Source organism: Nocardia sp. NPDC050710, assembly GCF_040654375.1.
GTDB lineage: Bacteria > Actinomycetota > Actinomycetes > Mycobacteriales > Mycobacteriaceae > Nocardia.
Map to the genome: position 1 here is coordinate 118,630 of NZ_JBFAHV010000017.1, position 16,035 is coordinate 134,664.

Sequence of the window (16,035 nt, forward strand, 5' to 3'; positions counted from 1 at the left end):
ATGCGACCGGCTCTGAGATGTCTTGTCTGGGAACTGGACAACACTCTGTGGGACGGTGTCGTGTGTGACGCGACCAGCACCACACCGAAGCCGGAGGCGCTGCGTACGCTGCGGTCCTTGAGTGACCGCGGCATCTGGCACGCCGTCGCCAGCCGCAGTGACCGGGACCGGACGCTGGAGGCGTTGTACCGGCACGGCGTCTACGAGATGTTCTCCGCGATCGAGATCGGTTGGGGCCGAAAGTCGGCCGCGATCGTGCGGATCGCGCGGACTCTGGGGCTGAGCCTGGACTCCATCGCCTTCGTCGATTCCGAGCCCGTCGAACGCGCCGAGGTGGCGCGGGCGTTGCCGCAGGTCCGCTGCTATGCCGCGCGCAATATCGATGTGCTCACCGTGCTCCCGGATTTCAAACCGGTGCTGTGTACCGGCCCGGACCCTACGCCCCCCTTGGGTTTCGCGCGCGTCTCCGCGCGCTGACCGGGCGCGCGGGCACCCCGGCGGCGTCGCGGAGGTAGGCGCCCGCTACGTCGGAGGCGGCGCGGCCCTCGGGGATGAGGTCGGCCACGACCGAGAAGATCGGGTTCACACCGTCATTGGGGTGAGCGGCCGGCACCGCCTCGGGTGGGCCGGAACACGGCATTCATCCGGCCGATAGCCGCGATCGCGGCTATTCTCTGTGCGTGTCGGCGGTCGAGCCTGGGCGTGGGGTGCTGACGCCGTGGCGGTTCGTGGTCGCTTTCGGTGTGATCAGTCTGCTCGCCGATGTCGTCTACGAGGGGGCAAGGGCGATCACGGGGCCGTACTTGGCCTCCCTCGGCGCGGGGGCGGTGCTGGTCGGCGTGATCACCGGGGCCGGCGAGGCATTCGCGCTGGTCGGGCGTTTGGTCAGTGGGCCGCTCGCGGACCGGACCCGGGCGTACTGGCCGCTGACGATTTCCGGGTACGGGCTCACGGTGGCCGCGGTTCCGCTGCTGGGCTTCGCGACGGCACTGTGGTCGGCCGGTGCGCTGGTGATCGCGGAGCGGGCGGGTAAGGCGGTCCGCGGTCCCGCCAAGGATGTACTGCTCTCCCATGCCGCGGCGGCGGTGGGGCGGGGGCGCGGTTTCGCGGTGCACGAGGCGCTCGACCAAGTCGGAGCGCTGATCGGGCCGCTTGCCGTGGCGGGCATCCTGGTGCTGTCGGCGGGCGACTACCGTCTCGCCTTCTGGGCGCTGGCGCTGCCCGGTATCGCGGTCATGGTGCTGCTCCTGCGCCTGCGGTCACGGGCGCCGAACCCTAGCGGCTACGAATCGGCAACGGCGCCAATCGAAACCGATTCACCGACTCCGTTGCCCGGCATGTTCTGGAGTTATCTGGCCTTCGCCGTCACGACCACACTGGGTTTCTCGGGCTTCGGGTTGCTTGCTTTCCATCTCGCGGCCCACGAAGTCGTTCCGGTCGCGGCCATCCCACTGGTGTACGCCGCCGCCATGGTCGTGGACGCGGTGGCCGCGCTGATCACCGGTTGGCTCTACGATCGGATCGGGGTCCGCGTGCTGCTTGCGGTGCCGGTACTCGGTGCCCTTGTTCCGCCACTTGCCTTCCAGGACAGCGCGATCGCCGCGATCCTCGGCGCCCTGCTCTGGGGCGCCGTGCTCGGCGTGCAGGAATCGACGCTACGCGCGACCATCGCCGATCTCGTCCCCATCCACCGCCGCGGCACCGCCTACGGCATCTTCGCCGCGGGCGCTGGGGTCGCGACCTTCGCGGGCTCGGCGCTACTGGCGGTGCTGTACACGGAATCCTTGACCGCGGTCGTCAGCATCACCGCGGGCATCCAGCTCGCGGCGCTGCTCATCCTGGTGAGCAGACATCTGCACCTCGGTGCCCGGCGGGCGGGTGCCCCGTCGTAGGTCGCGACGTCGATGGGCTGGATCGCGTGTCCCGCGGTTCGAGGTGGGGGGCGGATTCCTCCGATACCGGCAGGTTTCTGGTTCGAGTCCGTGTTCGGAGGTCCGAGATGGGTTCCTGGATCTGACCGGCGTGTCATGGTGGCGAGTCTGTCGATTTGGTGGTGCCTCCGCGTTGTGTGTCGATACTTGAGCTGTTCGGGGCGTTTGAGATTCATGATGCAGTGAGGGCGCATGGCTGTAATTCGTGTGACGGTGCCGCAGGAGCTGGCCGAGGCGATAGCCGATCTGGAGGGGGTGGAGCGGGTCGAGGCACGTCGCAGTAGTTGGCAGATCATGGCTGATGTTTTGACCGGCGCTACAACGACTCTCGCGCTGTTGCAAGCACCGCAAACGATGGCGGATGTGGCGAGAAGGATCCATTCGTTGTTCAAGCGAGGACGAGACGTCGGGCCGATCACGGTTGAGGTGACAGGGCCGCGTGGTCAGCTCAGACTGAAGGTCTCCGAGGACACCGATATCGAGGAAATCGCAGAATTACTTCGAAACACTATCTTCGAACCAGGGGATCAGTCGTAGGTGGCTGGGCTCTTCCGTCGGCGTGGTTCGGGTCATGGCTTTGCGACCGAACCGCTAGAGGCGGTCAGCGGACCGGTACTGGTCGAGTTGCGTTCTGCTGCGCGTTTATTCGATCTACTCAGTCGTAGTCCGATATTCCAGCAGGACATCGCCTACGCGCGTGATGTCCTGATCGAGACGGCCGAGGGTGGACCGGCCAGCCACCTGTCAGGGGTGGTCACGGCCACTGTGGCCGCGCGGATTCAGCAGCTTTACACGATCCGCGGATACGAGGATCTGGCTGCTGGCGTTGCTCAGGATTTCCACGCTTCGGGACAAGCTATCTCCGACGCGAATCTGGCCTGCTTATCCCAGGCTCTCGACTCGAACCGGATCCATCATGCGGACAGCACTGCTGTTTCGGCGGTCGTAGAGGCGATCCTTGTGCAGATCGAGAATCTGGCGACAAGCGAACGCCAGTCCGAAGCGCTTCGCTCGGCTGCCGCTGCTGCTCACGATAACGGGATCTTCCCTCTGCTGAAGCGAGTGCTCGTCGCGGCCAAAGACCGTCCGCACAGCTTGGGATACCGCGCGCTGTTCAACTTCTACCGCGGTCAGATGCCGTTGACCAGGCGCGACGCTGACGTCTATGGACCGCTGCGCGCTCGGTACCTTTCAGAGTTCGCGGGTGTCGAACGTTCCGACCCCGCGGCTCGACATGTCGAGCGTATGGCCCGGTGGGTGCAAAGCCACGACGCATCGCCCGGCTCGGCCTTCTCCGGTGACCGGACATTACCCGGTCGGGCGGCTCGAGCAGCCGATGCTGGCGACCTTCGTGCCGTCGCACAGCTATACGCCCGTCTCGTCGAGCGTGCAAACACTCCTGACCAGGCCGCCACGTGCCGATTGATATCCGAGATGGCATTGCTGCATTCGGGACAGCTATACAGTCCGAAAGAGTTTCGGCTCAGTATGCTCAGACTGGCAAACGACCATGTGACTATGGCTAAGTCAATGCTGCCGGTCGACAGCCTTTTGGTCGACTATTGTTCGGTGGCCCGGCGGATGGACCGTAGTCATCGTGGCTCCAATATCGCGGCACAGGCCGCGGACTTCGCCGGAGATGTCCGTCTCGGGGTCGCGTTGGATCACCGCTACGCGAACCTGTCCACGGCGACTCGGGCACTGACTGATCTGGCAGCTGTCGACGCACTGCAGCGCGATCCTGAAGTACTGGACATCGCCGATCTGAAATCCTTCCTTCCGGCCGCGTCGATAGTCTGGGTGACCCTGTCACACGACATCGTGGACGATCCTGATAGCCAGCCCTACGGAAGCTATCTACACGTCACCACGTTGGCGGCTAACTCGACAGTGTGCGAGGTCGACGAGACCACCCTTTCCTCGGAGCAGATCGATCTGATCGACGCAGCGATCGGTGTGTCTTCTGAGGACCTCGAAGACGAGCAGTTGACGTGGCTGTCGGAACGGCTGTTCCAACATCTCGAAGCCGAAACTGTGGGCGCGGGTGTTTACATCATTCCTGATCAGCCTTCATGGGAACTGTGTTGGCCAAGGCTTCTTCCCGAATTCGTTTCCCAGTTCTGTGTCGCTCCCTCGGTCGCCTCGGTCATGCGACTGACTCCGATCACTGCCGCTCCACATCCTAGGATCATCGGCCTGTTCAACGAGAACCTGAACGGTTCGCAATGCGAAATCGAGGCACTACGCCGCTTGAATGATGACGGCCGCATCAGCTTTCGCCAGGCTCGCAACTTCGCAGACCTCGGTACGGCTCTGCGGTCGGGTACCTACGATTTGCTCGTTATCAGTGCTCACGGAACTCGTTCCGAAGGTTTCGAGTTCGAGATTGATCTCGGAACTGAAAAACTCCCTCTCGCAGAGTTTCTGACGCTGCCTCTGCCGAATACCGTCAGTCTCGGCTGCTGCTGGTCGGCTCGATCGCCCGAAGCTTCGCACTCGGTCGTCGCGTCTTTGGCATGCATCCTCGCTGGCGCATCCCTAGTAGTGGGCGGACTCTGGGATCTCGATGATCGGAGTTCGGGAGCGCATCTCGCTGCCGTCTATGAAGCACACGCCCAAGGCGCTTCGCTACCAATAGCATTCCGACGTGCGTTCTCGGCCCAACCTCCGAATGCTCGAAAGCCCGCCGCGGGTATGTGCCTGTTCGGGCGCTGGTAGGACCGCGTCTTCACTCCGGTGCAACATTCGATTGGCTGGCTACCTCATGGTTGCCCGGCCTGGGATCCGGTCCCTCGGTGGTGCATTGGCACGTAAGCGGGCGCTATAACGGCTGGGAGGCAATGCCTTTCATCGTCGGCGCCACGCGCAGCTGCCTCGGCGAGTCGCCGTACCAGCATTGGCAGGAGGCCGCCGCCGCGCTGTTCACCGCCCTCAATGATCTTGCCCCCTGGGCACACGCCCGAGTGGCAGCGGAGGCGCTCATAGTCCAACAAATGCATGACGCCACTGGTGAGTTCGGCGAAGGCCCGTGAAGTTTGGTTGCCGGTCGCCCCGGCACATTCTTCACGTGGCGCGCGATCGCGCAGCGCCTTGTCCATCTCTGTCGTATTGGCGTAGCCGTCCCTGTCGCTGGATCAGGGTGTGCTTCAGTAGCGCTTCGTCATATCCAGTTTGCCCGGCAACACCATCGGAAGGTCACTCTTCAAATCGATCTTCCGCTTGGCGGCGCGGACCACCCGACTGCCAGCGGCCAGATCGTGCAACGCCCGTCGGCGGGCTGCGGGGATGGCAGCGAGGGCCAGGCTTACCACGAACGACAGCAGACCGACCATCGCGAGTGCGTTGAGAATTCCCGACTCTGGAAATCCGCCGGAGAGCGACAGGAACACGAACGGCATGAAGATGATGAGCATCCGGGTGACGGCGGGTACCAAGCTGAGCCGCGGTGCCGTCGCTTCCTCGGCGGGTACAACACGGAGGCCGAGCAATCCCTTGCCAGGTGTCTGTCCGTCACGCCGGATCAATAGAAAAACCTCCAGGCCGACGTAGGCGATGAAATAGCACACCGCCGCGCCGATCCCGTAGACGACGTCCTCATTCGTCCCCTCGGTGACCATTCCGAACGGGATCCAGAGGATGGACACCGGGATCGCGACGATGAAGGTCAGTACGAGACAGAACGCCAAGTCGAGGAGTCTGGCCGCGAGACGGCGGAAGAAGGGAGCGGCTTCGTAGTGCATCTGACCTCGCATGTCCTCGAGCAATGTGCCGAATGCTGAAATGCGCTTTGGCAGTGGGACTTTTAATGTTGTGCTGTCATCGCCTGTCGGGGGTTGGGCGTTACGCCGCTGAAGTGAGTTTCGGGTCTGCGTCAGGGCGACGGCGATTATGTTCATTGCCGCTTACGGCGGTCGTGAGTACCTGGGGGATCACACGCCTTGGATATCCCATCACCGCCCGCCGTCGCACCCTGGTAGGTCGAGAATGTATTCACGGTGTCGGTCTCACCGAACTACGGTCCGGCCAGCCGACGACGAAGACCATATCGTGCCGAAATCTAACACGACGCCAGATATTTCGGGCAGGATTTGGTTCGCGTGACGACTCTTATAGGGAGAGCCGCGGTCCCGGGATGGCCGCCAGGTCGCGCCACAACGATCAAGCAGGGGATGATGTCAAGATCACAACTCGCCGCAGTAACAGGCATTCTCGCGGTATTGCTGCTCGGCGGATGCGGCGCAAACGATACAAAACAGCCTGCGCGCGCCACCAGTACCGCGACACCGCCCACTCAGACGACTACCGCCGCGCCGTCGCTGACCACGGTCATTTCGGCGAACACGCCGACTTCGACGCCGACTCCGGTTCCGCCGTCGGCGACGCCGTTCACGGCGCGGCCTCAACCCTCGGTGGCCGCGCCACCTGTCGCTCCGGCAACGACCCACGCCAACGTGTACTACAAGTCATGTAAGGAAGCCAGGGCAGCGGGTGCTGCACCACTGCGCCGGGGAGACCCCGGTTACCGTGCGGGTCTGGACAGCGATGGAGATGGTGTGGCCTGCGAGAAGTAGCGAGCAGGGCCGTCGGGTGTGCTCACCGTCCGTTTCGGCTGCGCCGGATCGGTGACAATCAGAAATTTTCACCGGGGTGCCCGGCGGACCAGGGCCGCGTCGTAGGTCGAGGTGCTGGCGGCTGGGTTCCTGCTGTTCCACGTGGTGGCCGGGGTCCTCCGATACCGCGCTGCGTACCAGTCGATTTCGCCGGGCGAGGTTGTGCGCTCGACGGATTCCCCGCGAGGTATTCCGCATGTGGCCCGCCCGTCCTACATTGGAACCAGTCACCGGGGGCGACCGTCGAGGAGACGCACTATGTTCGTCGCAACCGTCATCGTTTCTGTGCTTCTCGCCGCGATGCTAACTATGTCAGCCACCGTCAAGATCACCCGCAGGCAACCGATGGTGCAGGTCTACGCCGATCTCGGCGTGCCCGACAGCTGGCTCAATCGGCTGGCGGCCCTGCTGCTGGCCGGTGCCGCGGGAATTCTCATCGGGCTGTGGTGGGCGCCGTTGGGGATTGCGGCCGCGGTCGGCCTGATTCTGTACTTCCTCGGCGGTATCGGCTTCCACGTGAAGGCCGGGGACTGGAAGAACCTGCCGGCGCCGACCGTCTTCCTGGGACTGGCCGTGGCCGCCTTGGTGTTGCGGGTGGTGACCGCCTAGCGAACGGAGCCGCCCCTCGGCGTGGTGGCTCGGATCAGGCCGCCGAGCCCTCCGGCAGCACCGCGATATCGAGCTCCCGCAACCGTGCCGGGTCGGCGATCACCTCGTAGGCGGCGACCCGTTCACCCGCGACGGTGACCCGCAACGCCAGCAGCAGCCGCCCGCGCGGTGCGACGACAATGCCGACCGCGCCGTCGACCACTGCGAGCGCGGCGACCTTCGACCGGCGGCGCAGCAGCACGGTCTCCCCGGCCACCGCCTGCGCACCGCGGATCACGGCAGCCATGCCCGCGGGCAGCGCGGCGGGATCGGCGATGCGCACCACGTCGGGCGCCAGGACGGCGAGCAGTGTCTCGAGATCACCGTCGCGCGCCGCCGTCAGGAACGCATCGACGACGTGACGCTGACCGATGAGCTCGGTACTCGGCGCAGTGCCCGCGCCGCGGGCGCGCACCCTGGCCCGGCTGGCCAATTTCTTGGTTGTGGCCGGGCTGCGGCCGACGACGGGCGCGATCTGGTCGAACGGCACCGCGAACATATCGTGCAGTACGAAGGCGACGCGCTCATCGGGCCCGAGCGTGTCCAGCACCACGAGCAGCGCCCGCCCGACCGAATCCACCAGTACCGCTTCATGTTCCGGATCGCGGTCGAAGGCCGCGTCCCCGAGCTCGCCGAGCCGTTCCAGGGGATCTTCGCGGCGTGCCGCTCGCGCGCGCAGCATATCCAGGCAGATCCGGGACACCACGGTGGTGAGCCAAGCCGTCAGGTTCTCGATCGATCCGGTGTCGATCGGCGCGAGCCGCAGCCACGCCTCCTGCACGGCATCATCGGCCTCGCTCGCCGAGCCGAGCATGCGATAGGCGACGGCGTGCAGACGGCCGCGTTCGGTCTCGAACCGCCGTGCCAGCAATTCCTGCTCGTGCACCGGTCACCTTTCCCATTCGGCATCCGTCATCTGGTCGACGGGGCGCACACAGCGTCCCGTGCGACCGCGGTGCGGCGCCGAACGCGCCCACCACGATCGCAGACCGCCAGCACTCGACTCATCGGAGGGTCCGAACCATGTCCATCGCCTATGTCGTCATCACCGTCCTCGCCGCACTCGGCACCGCCTTCACCGTCTACTTCGATGTGGCGAAGGCGCAGCGGGTCCGTGACACCATGTCGGTCTACGGGCTTGCCCACTGGACGCTGGCGCCGTTGGGCGTCATCAAGACCGCGGGGGCCCTCGGACTGCTCGCCGGCCTCTTCATTCCGCCGCTCGGTCTGACCACGGCGATCTGCCTGGTGCTGTACTACGTCCTGGCCGTAGCCGTCATCCTGCGAGCCCGGCAGTACCGCGACGTCGTCTACCCGCTGCCGTATCTCGCGCTCGCCGCGGGCTCGCTCGCGCTCTTCGCGTTCGCCTGAGGATCGGTCTCGGTCGGGCGAGCGGGAAATCAGGCGAGCAGGAAATCGGCGGCCTGCTCGCCGATGAAGACGCTGGGGGCGTGGGTGTGGCCGCGAATCAGCAGCGGCATCACCGACGCGTCCGCGACCCGAAGACCTTGCACGCCACGGACTTCCAGCCGCGGCGTGACCACGCTGGCGGGGTCGGTGCCCATCCGGCAGGTGCCGACGGGGTGGTAGAGGGTATGCGCGTAGCCGTCGAGGGCGAGTTCGAGGGTGGCTTCGAGTTCCGCGGGCGCCTGCGGCGGGTAGATGAGCGGCCCGAGCACCGCCTTCAGCGCGGGTGCGGCGGCGAACTGGGCGCAGATGCGCAGGCCGGACAGCAGGGCGGCGCGATCGGCGCCCGCGCTGTCGGAGAGGTAGCGTGGGTCGATCACCGGCTTCGCGGCCGGATCGGCACTCGCCAGGCTGATCCGGCCGCGACTGTGCGGACGTAACAGCACGCTGGCCAGGATCACCCCGTGTTCGGTCGGTTCCCGCAGGCCCTCGTAATAGAAGGGCGCGGGGGCGTAGATCAGCTCCAGGTCGGGCAGCTCGAGTTCGGGTGTGCTGCGCACGAATCCGTAGGCCTCGCCGACATTGGAGGTGAGCATGCCGCGGTGCCGGATCAGGTAATCGAGGAGCTGCCGGGGCTTTTCGGCATCGAACAGGGAGTCGGCGGCGACACCGTAACCGATGCCCGCGACCAGATGATCCTGGAGGTTCGAACCGACCTCGGGTGCGTGATACACCGGCTGGATGCCGTGGCGCTCCAAATCGTGGGCATCACCGATGCCCGAAAGCATCAGCAGTTGGGGGCTGTTGATCGCACCACCGCACAGCACCACTTCGCGCCGCGCGGTCACCGTCGCCATCTCACCGCCCCGGCGATATTCGACGCCGACGGCGCGCGTGCCCTCGAACAGCACACGGGTGGCGAGCGCCTCGGGCAGCACGCTCAGATTGCGTCGGCGCAGCGCGGGCTTCAGATATGCGTCGGCCGTACTCCACCGCCTGCCACCGCGCTGGGTGACCATCGTTCGACTGAACCCGTCGGGCTGCGGCCGATTCGGGGGTTCCACCGCATATCCGGTCTCCTGCACCGCGGCCAGGTACGCCTCGGTGGAAGCCCGCGGGCTGCGCTGTCGTGACACGTGCAGTGGCCCCGCGGCGCCCTCATCGGGGTACTGTGCATCCTCCACATTCTCGATCCGCCGGAACTTGTCGATGGCGGCGGCGAATCCCCAGTCCTCGCCCGCGAGCAGCGCCCATTCCTCGTAGTCGGCGCGGAATCCGCGCACCCACATCATCGCGTTCATCGACGAGGATCCGCCGAACGTCTTGCCTCGTGGCCAATAGATCTGCCGATTTCGCAACTGCGGCTGCGGTTCGGTCAGATAGTCCCAATCCAGTTCGGAGCGGAACAGTTTCGAGAACGCCGCCGGAATATGTGCGAACTTGTTCTTATCGGGCGGCCCGGCTTCCACGAGGACAACCCGGACGGCCGGATCGGCGCTGAGCCGATCGGCCAGCACGGCTCCTGCGGAACCTGCGCCGACGATTACATAGTCCGCGGATACTTCGCTGGTCTGCATGTCGCACTCCGATCTGCCACGCCTACCGAGAAACATACGAGCAACCGGCGGCTCCGGGTTCGGTTTGCGTCGATGCGGGACAAGATTCCCGTCGACCGGCGATCTACCGCAAGATCAACAGTGCCGATTTCTCGATGCGGTCGGCGATTTCGGAGTACGAGCCGTAACCCATTCCGGCGCGGACCAGCGCACCCGCGTAGAGCAGCTCCAACGATTCCACGACGTCCGGATCCGCGTCGGGACCGAGGGCGCGGATGATGCGTTTGCGGATCTCGGTGCCGATGCGGGTGCGCAGATGTTCGACGTCGGGGTCGCGACCGAGCAGGGCGCTGGTGACCGCGCCGGAGAGCTCCTGCTCATCGGCGACGAGCATGGCGATATTGCGCAGTTCGGCCACGACCCGAACGGTGGGGTCCGGGTCCTCGCTGGCGGGCGAGGGCGCGGACATGAGCCTGCGCCAGAAGATCTCGGCGACCAGATGTTCCTTGGAGGAGAAATAGGTGTAGGCCGTCGCCGTGCCGACCCCGGCGGCGGCCGCGACCAGCCGGATCGTCATCCCCGCAAAACCTTCGCGGGCCAGCACTTCCACCGCCGACCGGGTGAGCTTGTCGACGGTGTCGGCCTGCTTGCCGGTGAGGCGGCGGCGTGTTGCCTCGAGCGTGATGGACTCGGCTTCGGACATGTGTCTGGATCCTACTATGGTCAACTCTTGGCGGCCGCAATGCCCGCGCGGCGTCCGTAGAAGCTGCCGTCGCCGAGCGACGCGCCGCTGACATAGCCGCCGGTGGCGATGCCCGAGGTGCACCGGCCCGCGGCGAACAGTCCCGGGATGGGTTCACCCGAAACGTGCAGGACCCGCGAGTCCCGATCGGTGCGCAATCCGCCGAGGGTGAAACCCGCGGTGAATCCACGCATATCGAATGCGGCCAGCGAACCGCGCAGCGGGCGCACCCATTCGGATTTCTTGCCGAGCAACGGATCCAGCCCCTCGGCGGCGTGCAGGTTGTAGCACTCGACCGTGGATTGCAGGGCCAGGGTGGGCAGGCCCATATCGGACTCCAATTCGGCCACCGTCTCGGCCGCCCACTTCGGCGGCTGCCGGAAGAACGGGGTCGAGGTCTCAGTGGCGAGCGCCTCCTCGTAGGCGGACTCGTCCAGGATCAGATAGGCCTGGTTGTCCTGCTGCATCAGCGTCAGTTGGCCGATCCGCCCGCCGTAGGTGTCCTCCGGCACATAACGCTGGCCGCGTCCATTGACGAGGATGCCGCGGGCGAGCAGCTGCGGATCCCCGAAGAACGCGACCTCGGTCGCGTCCATATGCGCCAGATCCGCACCCAGCGCCTGCGCCAGGCGAATGCCGATGCCGTCGTGTTCCTCGATGGCGGCGGCCGGACGGCCGATGAGCCGTGGCGCGTACCCCTCGATCATCTGCTGCTGATAGGCGAAACTGCCGGTGGCCAGCACGACGCCGCGCTCGGCGCGAATGGCGATCTCGGCGCCGAACCGGGTCGCCAGCACGCCGACCACCCGGCCGGACTCGTCGACGATCAGGCGGCGGATCCGCGTGTCGTATTCGGCGCGCACCCCCAGTGATTCGGCGGTCTCGGCCAGCGGCTTCATCAGCATGTAGCCGCCGCTGCGCTGACCGATCTTCTTATCGGCCATCTGCGGAACATGCCCGCGCGGTGCGGGTTTCGCGATCGTGTTGAACGGTGCGGAGTTTTCGCCGCCGGAGTACATCAGGCCCTCGTCATGCGGCGGCTCCCAGCCCGGCTCGCCCCAGAACGCCTCCCGGAACGGCACTCCATTGGCGACCAGCCAGTGGTAGTGCTCGACACTGCCGCGGCAGTAATCGGCGATCTTCTCGGTGTCCGCGCCCGCCCCGATGGCCGCCAGCAGGAACTTCTCCATATTCTCCGGTGTGTCCTCGAAGCCGAGCGCCTGCTGCAATGGCGTTCCGCCGCCCAGATAGATGAAGCCGCCCGCCATCGCGGCCGCACCGCCCCAGCCGCCGGTGCGCTCGAGGATGAGCACGCTCGCGCCCGCGCGGGCCGCCTCGATGGCGGCGCAGACACCCGCGATGCCGTACCCGGCGATGACGACGTCGGCGGTGTGGGTCCAGGCGGCGACCTCGGCGGCGGGCAGTGGACGAAGGGTGGTATCGGCCATCTTTGGGATTCCTTACTTCTCGGTGGAGTCGGTCCGCCGCTCGCGGGCGGCTTTCTTCTGCTGGCGCACAATGGTTCCCACCAGCAGGTCGAGTTTGGTGCCGTTCGGCCAACCCACGTAGTGACAGAGGAACAGCGCGATCTCGTGCAGTTGCTCCTCGGTCAACTCCCCGTTGCGCAGCGCGGCGCCGATCTGGATGCCGGCGGTGTCCATCAGCCCTTGCGCGGTGAGGGCGCCGAGCAGCAATAGCCGCCGGTCGCGAATGCTGAGCCCGGGCCGGGACCAGATATTGGCGAAGAGATGATCGGCGGTGACGGCGAAGTGGTCGCCCGGGTATTCCGCGAACTCGGTGCCGTACACCTCCGCCATCTTGGCCAGACCGCGTTGGCGAACCGAGTCGGCGGAACCGTTGGAGTCATTCATGACGATGGCCTTTCCGACTGCTTTCCGGTGGCGATCAGACCGGGCCCGACACCCAGACCTGATCCGAGCCCGTGCAGCGCGAGTTCGGTGAGGGGAAGCGGAATATCGAGGCGGGCACCGAGTTCGAGGGCGAGGGTGAGGTCCTTCTCACCGAGGTCGCGGACGTGGCCGAGGATCGGCAGCCAGAAGTCGTGGTCCTCGATGGGGGCGGTGCGGTCGCGCAACATGATGGCGCCGGGTCCGCCGGTCACCGCATCGGAATGACGTACCACCTTGCCGAGGGTGGTGATATCCAGCCCTGCGGTCTCGGCGAGGCGTTGCGCCTCGGTCGCGGCGGTGAAGGCGACGAAATGAAGGAGGTTGCGCGCGAGCTTCATTCGGGTGCCCGCACCGACCGGCCCCGCGTGCACAATGAGATCGGCGAAGGCGCCGAACGGTTCCCTGACCCGCTCGAACGCGGCATCGCTGCCCCCGACCATGACCGCGAGGCGGCCCTGATTCGCACCCGGTGCGCCGCCGCTGACCGGGGCGTCGACGAATTCGACATCGTGCGTGGCGCATTCGGCCGCTAGCTGTTCGGCGGTGGTGTCGGAGATGGTGGAGTGCACCGCGATCACGGTGCCGGGCGCTGCGGTGCGCAGGATCCCCTCGTGCCCTGCGATCACCGCGCGGACCTGGGCGTCGTCGACCACGGCGATACAGACGACCCCGGCCTGCTCGGCCGCGGTAGCGGGCGAAACCGCCTCCGTGGCACCGGCTTCGGTGTACTCGCGGACCACTTCGGGCCGGATGTCGTAGACGTTCAGCCCGCCCGGCCGGTCCAGAAGTCGCTTGGCCATGGGTGCGCCCATGCTGCCCAAGCCGATGAATCCGACCCGGTCGGTCATGACCGGAACACCTGCCCGCCATCGACATTGAAGATCTGACCGGTGACCCAACTGGCCTCGTCGGAGAGCAGATACAGGCAGGCGCCGACCAGATCCTCCGGCGTGCCCATCCGCTTGAGCGGCAGCCGTTTCACCATATCCTCGACAATCACTTCGGGGGTGACGGCCTTGGTGGCCTCGGTGTCGATGGGGCCGGGTGCGATGGCGTTGATGCGGATCCCGGAGCCACCGAGTTCGAAGGCGAGCTGCTGGGTCAGTCCGTTGACGCCGACCTTGGCCAGGCCGTAGAAGCTCGAGTAGGTCCATGCGGCGGTGGAGGATTGGTTGACGATCGACCCGCCCGCCTTGCGCATATGCGGCCAGACCGCGCGCGTCATATTCAGCGCGCCGTCCATATTCACCGACATGAAGGTCTTGTAGTAGTCCCACGGCACGGTGAGCAGCAGGTTGAGTTTCATATCGCCGTAGATGGCGGCATTGTTGACCAGGTGGTCGATCCCACCGAACTCCGCGACGGTGAATTCGGCCAGCGCCGTGGCCGATTCCGGATCGGCGACGTCGACCCGCGCGAAGACCGCGGTGCCGCCGTCCGCGGCGATCTTCTCCGCGACGGCCTGCCCGCGTTCGGTATTCAGGTCGGCGACAACGACTTTCGCGCCCTCGGCGGCGAGCGCCTGCGCGTATACCGCGCCGATGCCCTGTGCCGCGCCGGTGACGATAGCGGATCTTCCCGTGAAACGGGCCATGGATATGCTCCTCTGCGATGGTCTAGCCGGCGGTCGCGATGACCTTGGTCTCCAGGTATTCCTCGAACCCGGCGACACCCATTTCCCGGCCGATGCCGGACTGCTTATAGCCGCCGAACGGCACGTCGGCGGAGTACCAGACGCCGCCGTTGACGGCGAGCGTGCCGGTGCGGACGCGGTCGGTGACGCGGCGGATCCGTTCCGGGTCGGTGCCCCACACCGCACCCGACAGTCCATACGGCGAATCGTTGGCGATGCGGATCGCGTCGTCATCGCCGTCGTAGGGGATGACGACCAGGACCGGGCCGAAGATTTCCTCGCGCGCCACGGTCGACTCGTTGCCGAGATCGGCGATGAGCGTCGGCTCGATGAAGTAGCCGCGATCGACCCCCGCGGGCCTGCCGCCGCCGACCACGATCCGGCCGCCGTCGGCGCGGGCGATGTCCAGATACCGCTCGACCCTGGCCCGTTGGCGCTCGGAGATCAGCGGCCCGCAGATCGTGCCAGGCGCGGCCGGGTCGCCCGGCCGGATTCCACCCAACGTCGCGGCGGCCGCCTGTACCGCCTCCTCGTAGCGGGCGCGGGGGACTAGCAGCCGGGTGGTGATGGCGCAGCCCTGACCGGCGTGTACGCAGACCGAGAACGCCGCGACCCCGCATGCCGCCGCGATATTCGCATCGTCGAGCACGATGAACGCGGATTTGCCGCCCAGTTCGAGAAAGGCCTTCTTGAGTGTCGTTGCGGCACCGGTCATGACGGCGCGCCCCGTGGCCGTGGATCCGGTGAAGCTGACCATATCGACCCGGGGGTCCTCGGTGAGGCGACCGCCGAGGGCGTGGTCGGCGGAGGTGACGATATTCACCACGCCCGCCGGGATGTCGGTGCGTTCGGCGATGATCGCGCCGACAGCGGCCGCGCACCACGGGGTGTCCGGGGCGGGCTTGAGCACCACGGTATTTCCGGCCGCGAGCGCGGGACCGAGCTTGGCGAAGTTGATCTGATGCGGGAAGTTCCACGGGGTGATCGCGCCGATTACGCCGACGGCCTCCCGGCGCAGCACCCGTGTGCTCTTGATGCCCATGGGCGTCGCGGTGCCGAGATCGGTTTCCCAGCGGTAGGTTTCGGCGAGGTCGGCGCAGTAGCCCAGATCGTCGACCGGGCCGTCGAGTTGCGGTCCGCGGGTGAGCATCAGCGGTGCGCCCGCCTCGGCGACGGTGATCGCGCGCAGCTCGTCGGCCTCCGATTGCAGCGCGGCCCGCAGCTGGCGCAGGCAGTGCGCGCGGAAGTCGTGATCGCGCGACCAGTCGGTCTCGTCGAAGGCGGTGCGCGCGGCGGCGACGGCGGCGTCGAGGTCGGCGGCGTCGGCGTCGGCGGCCTGGCCGAGTACCTCCTCGGTCGCCGGATTCACCGTCGCGAAGACGCCGCTGCCGCCTTCGACCAGCTTGCCGCCGATCAGCAGGCGCGCCCCGTCGGCGGGCAGGAGGCTACTCATGCTGGACTCCTATGCTGTCTGGACACGTGTACGGAAATATAGGCTCGGGGCGCGATATGGCGCAAGAACATGTTTCAGATTGCCAATCCGGACCTCGATCGGGACGCTGCTGACGCGACGTGGTTGACGGTTTCCGCCCGTTCCC

At 66.4% G+C, this 16,035-nt stretch carries 16 protein-coding genes and 1 pseudogene; 8 read left to right on the top strand and 9 right to left on the bottom strand.

What is annotated here, in order from left to right; genetic code table 11:
* The 5 genes and pseudogenes from AB0H61_RS25680 to AB0H61_RS25700 all read left to right on the top strand — a co-directional run.
* Window positions 1–477, top strand: a complete 477-nt coding sequence (locus AB0H61_RS25680) for an HAD-IIIC family phosphatase (protein ID WP_357309069.1) — start codon at window positions 1–3, stop codon at window positions 475–477.
* A gap of 203 nt (window positions 478–680) precedes the next feature.
* Window positions 681–1,892: an MFS transporter gene (locus AB0H61_RS25685; protein ID WP_357309072.1), complete on the top strand. Its 1,212-nt coding sequence runs from the start codon at window positions 681–683 to the stop codon at window positions 1,890–1,892.
* Between the two features lie 231 nt (window positions 1,893–2,123).
* Entirely contained in the window at window positions 2,124–2,468 is a 345-nt protein-coding gene (locus AB0H61_RS25690; protein ID WP_357309075.1) for a hypothetical protein, read from the top strand.
* Window positions 2,469–4,649, top strand: coding sequence for a CHAT domain-containing protein (locus tag AB0H61_RS25695; protein ID WP_357309078.1), 2,181 nt, complete (start codon window positions 2,469–2,471; stop codon window positions 4,647–4,649).
* 185 nt (window positions 4,650–4,834) lie between these two features.
* Window positions 4,835–4,963, top strand: a pseudogene (locus AB0H61_RS25700) (hypothetical protein); the annotation flags it as partial.
* Between the two features lie 114 nt (window positions 4,964–5,077).
* Here the strand turns inward: AB0H61_RS25700 and AB0H61_RS25705 are convergent.
* On the bottom strand, window positions 5,078–5,827 hold the full coding sequence (locus tag AB0H61_RS25705) for an RDD family protein (RefSeq protein WP_357309081.1): 750 nt from the start codon (window positions 5,825–5,827) through the stop codon (window positions 5,078–5,080).
* A 555-nt stretch (window positions 5,828–6,382) separates the two neighbouring features.
* Here AB0H61_RS25705 and AB0H61_RS25710 point away from each other — a divergent pair.
* Window positions 6,383–6,502 (top strand): excalibur calcium-binding domain-containing protein, encoded by a 120-nt coding sequence (locus tag AB0H61_RS25710; protein WP_357309083.1) that lies wholly within the window; start codon window positions 6,383–6,385, stop codon window positions 6,500–6,502.
* A gap of 297 nt (window positions 6,503–6,799) precedes the next feature.
* A complete protein-coding gene (locus AB0H61_RS25715) occupies window positions 6,800–7,150 on the top strand; it encodes a DoxX family protein (protein ID WP_357309086.1) in 351 nt (116 codons plus the stop codon).
* A 34-nt stretch (window positions 7,151–7,184) separates the two neighbouring features.
* On the opposite strand, the gene AB0H61_RS25720 is transcribed toward AB0H61_RS25715, so the two are convergent.
* A complete protein-coding gene (locus tag AB0H61_RS25720) occupies window positions 7,185–8,075 on the bottom strand; it encodes a sigma-70 family RNA polymerase sigma factor (protein ID WP_357309089.1) in 891 nt (296 codons plus the stop codon).
* Between the two features lie 137 nt (window positions 8,076–8,212).
* Between AB0H61_RS25720 and AB0H61_RS25725 the strand changes: the two genes are divergently transcribed.
* Window positions 8,213–8,560 carry a DoxX family protein gene (locus AB0H61_RS25725; protein ID WP_357309092.1) on the top strand — a complete coding sequence of 116 codons (348 nt, stop codon included), beginning with the start codon at window positions 8,213–8,215 and terminating at the stop codon, window positions 8,558–8,560.
* A 29-nt stretch (window positions 8,561–8,589) separates the two neighbouring features.
* Here AB0H61_RS25725 and AB0H61_RS25730 read toward each other — a convergent pair whose 3' ends face one another.
* From AB0H61_RS25730 to AB0H61_RS25760, 7 genes are all read right to left on the bottom strand, one after another.
* Window positions 8,590–10,173: a GMC family oxidoreductase N-terminal domain-containing protein gene (locus AB0H61_RS25730; RefSeq protein ID WP_357309095.1), complete on the bottom strand. Its 1,584-nt coding sequence runs from the start codon at window positions 10,171–10,173 to the stop codon at window positions 8,590–8,592.
* 103 nt (window positions 10,174–10,276) lie between these two features.
* Window positions 10,277–10,855 (bottom strand): TetR family transcriptional regulator, encoded by a 579-nt coding sequence (locus AB0H61_RS25735; RefSeq protein WP_357309098.1) that lies wholly within the window; start codon window positions 10,853–10,855, stop codon window positions 10,277–10,279.
* Between the two features lie 20 nt (window positions 10,856–10,875).
* Window positions 10,876–12,342, bottom strand: a complete 1,467-nt coding sequence (locus tag AB0H61_RS25740) for an FAD-dependent oxidoreductase (protein WP_357309101.1) — start codon at window positions 12,340–12,342, stop codon at window positions 10,876–10,878.
* Between the two features lie 12 nt (window positions 12,343–12,354).
* Window positions 12,355–12,765 (bottom strand): carboxymuconolactone decarboxylase family protein, encoded by a 411-nt coding sequence (locus tag AB0H61_RS25745; RefSeq protein WP_357309104.1) that lies wholly within the window; start codon window positions 12,763–12,765, stop codon window positions 12,355–12,357.
* Window positions 12,762–13,652, bottom strand: a complete 891-nt coding sequence (locus AB0H61_RS25750; RefSeq protein WP_357309107.1) for an NAD(P)-dependent oxidoreductase — start codon at window positions 13,650–13,652, stop codon at window positions 12,762–12,764. Before AB0H61_RS25750 ends, AB0H61_RS25745 begins: the two co-directional genes overlap by 4 nt.
* Window positions 13,649–14,398, bottom strand: coding sequence for an SDR family oxidoreductase (locus tag AB0H61_RS25755; RefSeq protein ID WP_357309110.1), 750 nt, complete (start codon window positions 14,396–14,398; stop codon window positions 13,649–13,651). Before AB0H61_RS25755 ends, AB0H61_RS25750 begins: the two co-directional genes overlap by 4 nt.
* Window positions 14,399–14,420: 22 nt before the next feature.
* Complete coding sequence (locus AB0H61_RS25760) at window positions 14,421–15,890, bottom strand: aldehyde dehydrogenase (protein WP_357309113.1); 1,470 nt, start codon at window positions 15,888–15,890, stop codon at window positions 14,421–14,423.
* Window positions 15,891–16,035 lie beyond the last annotated feature (145 nt).

Coding starts and splice junctions, on each gene's coding strand:
- AB0H61_RS25760 (WP_357309113.1), bottom strand. CDS start 15,890: ATGAGTAGCCTCCTGCCCGCCGACGGGGCGCGCCTGCTGATCGGCGGC.
- AB0H61_RS25745 (WP_357309104.1), bottom strand. CDS start 12,765: ATGAATGACTCCAACGGTTCCGCCGACTCGGTTCGCCAACGCGGTCTG.
- AB0H61_RS25690 (WP_357309075.1), top strand. CDS start 2,124: ATGGCTGTAATTCGTGTGACGGTGCCGCAGGAGCTGGCCGAGGCGATA.
- AB0H61_RS25735 (WP_357309098.1), bottom strand. CDS start 10,855: ATGTCCGAAGCCGAGTCCATCACGCTCGAGGCAACACGCCGCCGCCTC.
- AB0H61_RS25725 (WP_357309092.1), top strand. CDS start 8,213: ATGTCCATCGCCTATGTCGTCATCACCGTCCTCGCCGCACTCGGCACC.
- AB0H61_RS25705 (WP_357309081.1), bottom strand. CDS start 5,827: ATGAACATAATCGCCGTCGCCCTGACGCAGACCCGAAACTCACTTCAG.
- AB0H61_RS25755 (WP_357309110.1), bottom strand. CDS start 14,398: ATGGCCCGTTTCACGGGAAGATCCGCTATCGTCACCGGCGCGGCACAG.
- AB0H61_RS25730 (WP_357309095.1), bottom strand. CDS start 10,173: ATGCAGACCAGCGAAGTATCCGCGGACTATGTAATCGTCGGCGCAGGT.
- AB0H61_RS25715 (WP_357309086.1), top strand. CDS start 6,800: ATGTTCGTCGCAACCGTCATCGTTTCTGTGCTTCTCGCCGCGATGCTA.
- AB0H61_RS25750 (WP_357309107.1), bottom strand. CDS start 13,652: ATGACCGACCGGGTCGGATTCATCGGCTTGGGCAGCATGGGCGCACCC.
- AB0H61_RS25740 (WP_357309101.1), bottom strand. CDS start 12,342: ATGGCCGATACCACCCTTCGTCCACTGCCCGCCGCCGAGGTCGCCGCC.
- AB0H61_RS25680 (WP_357309069.1), top strand. CDS start 1: ATGCGACCGGCTCTGAGATGTCTTGTCTGGGAACTGGACAACACTCTG.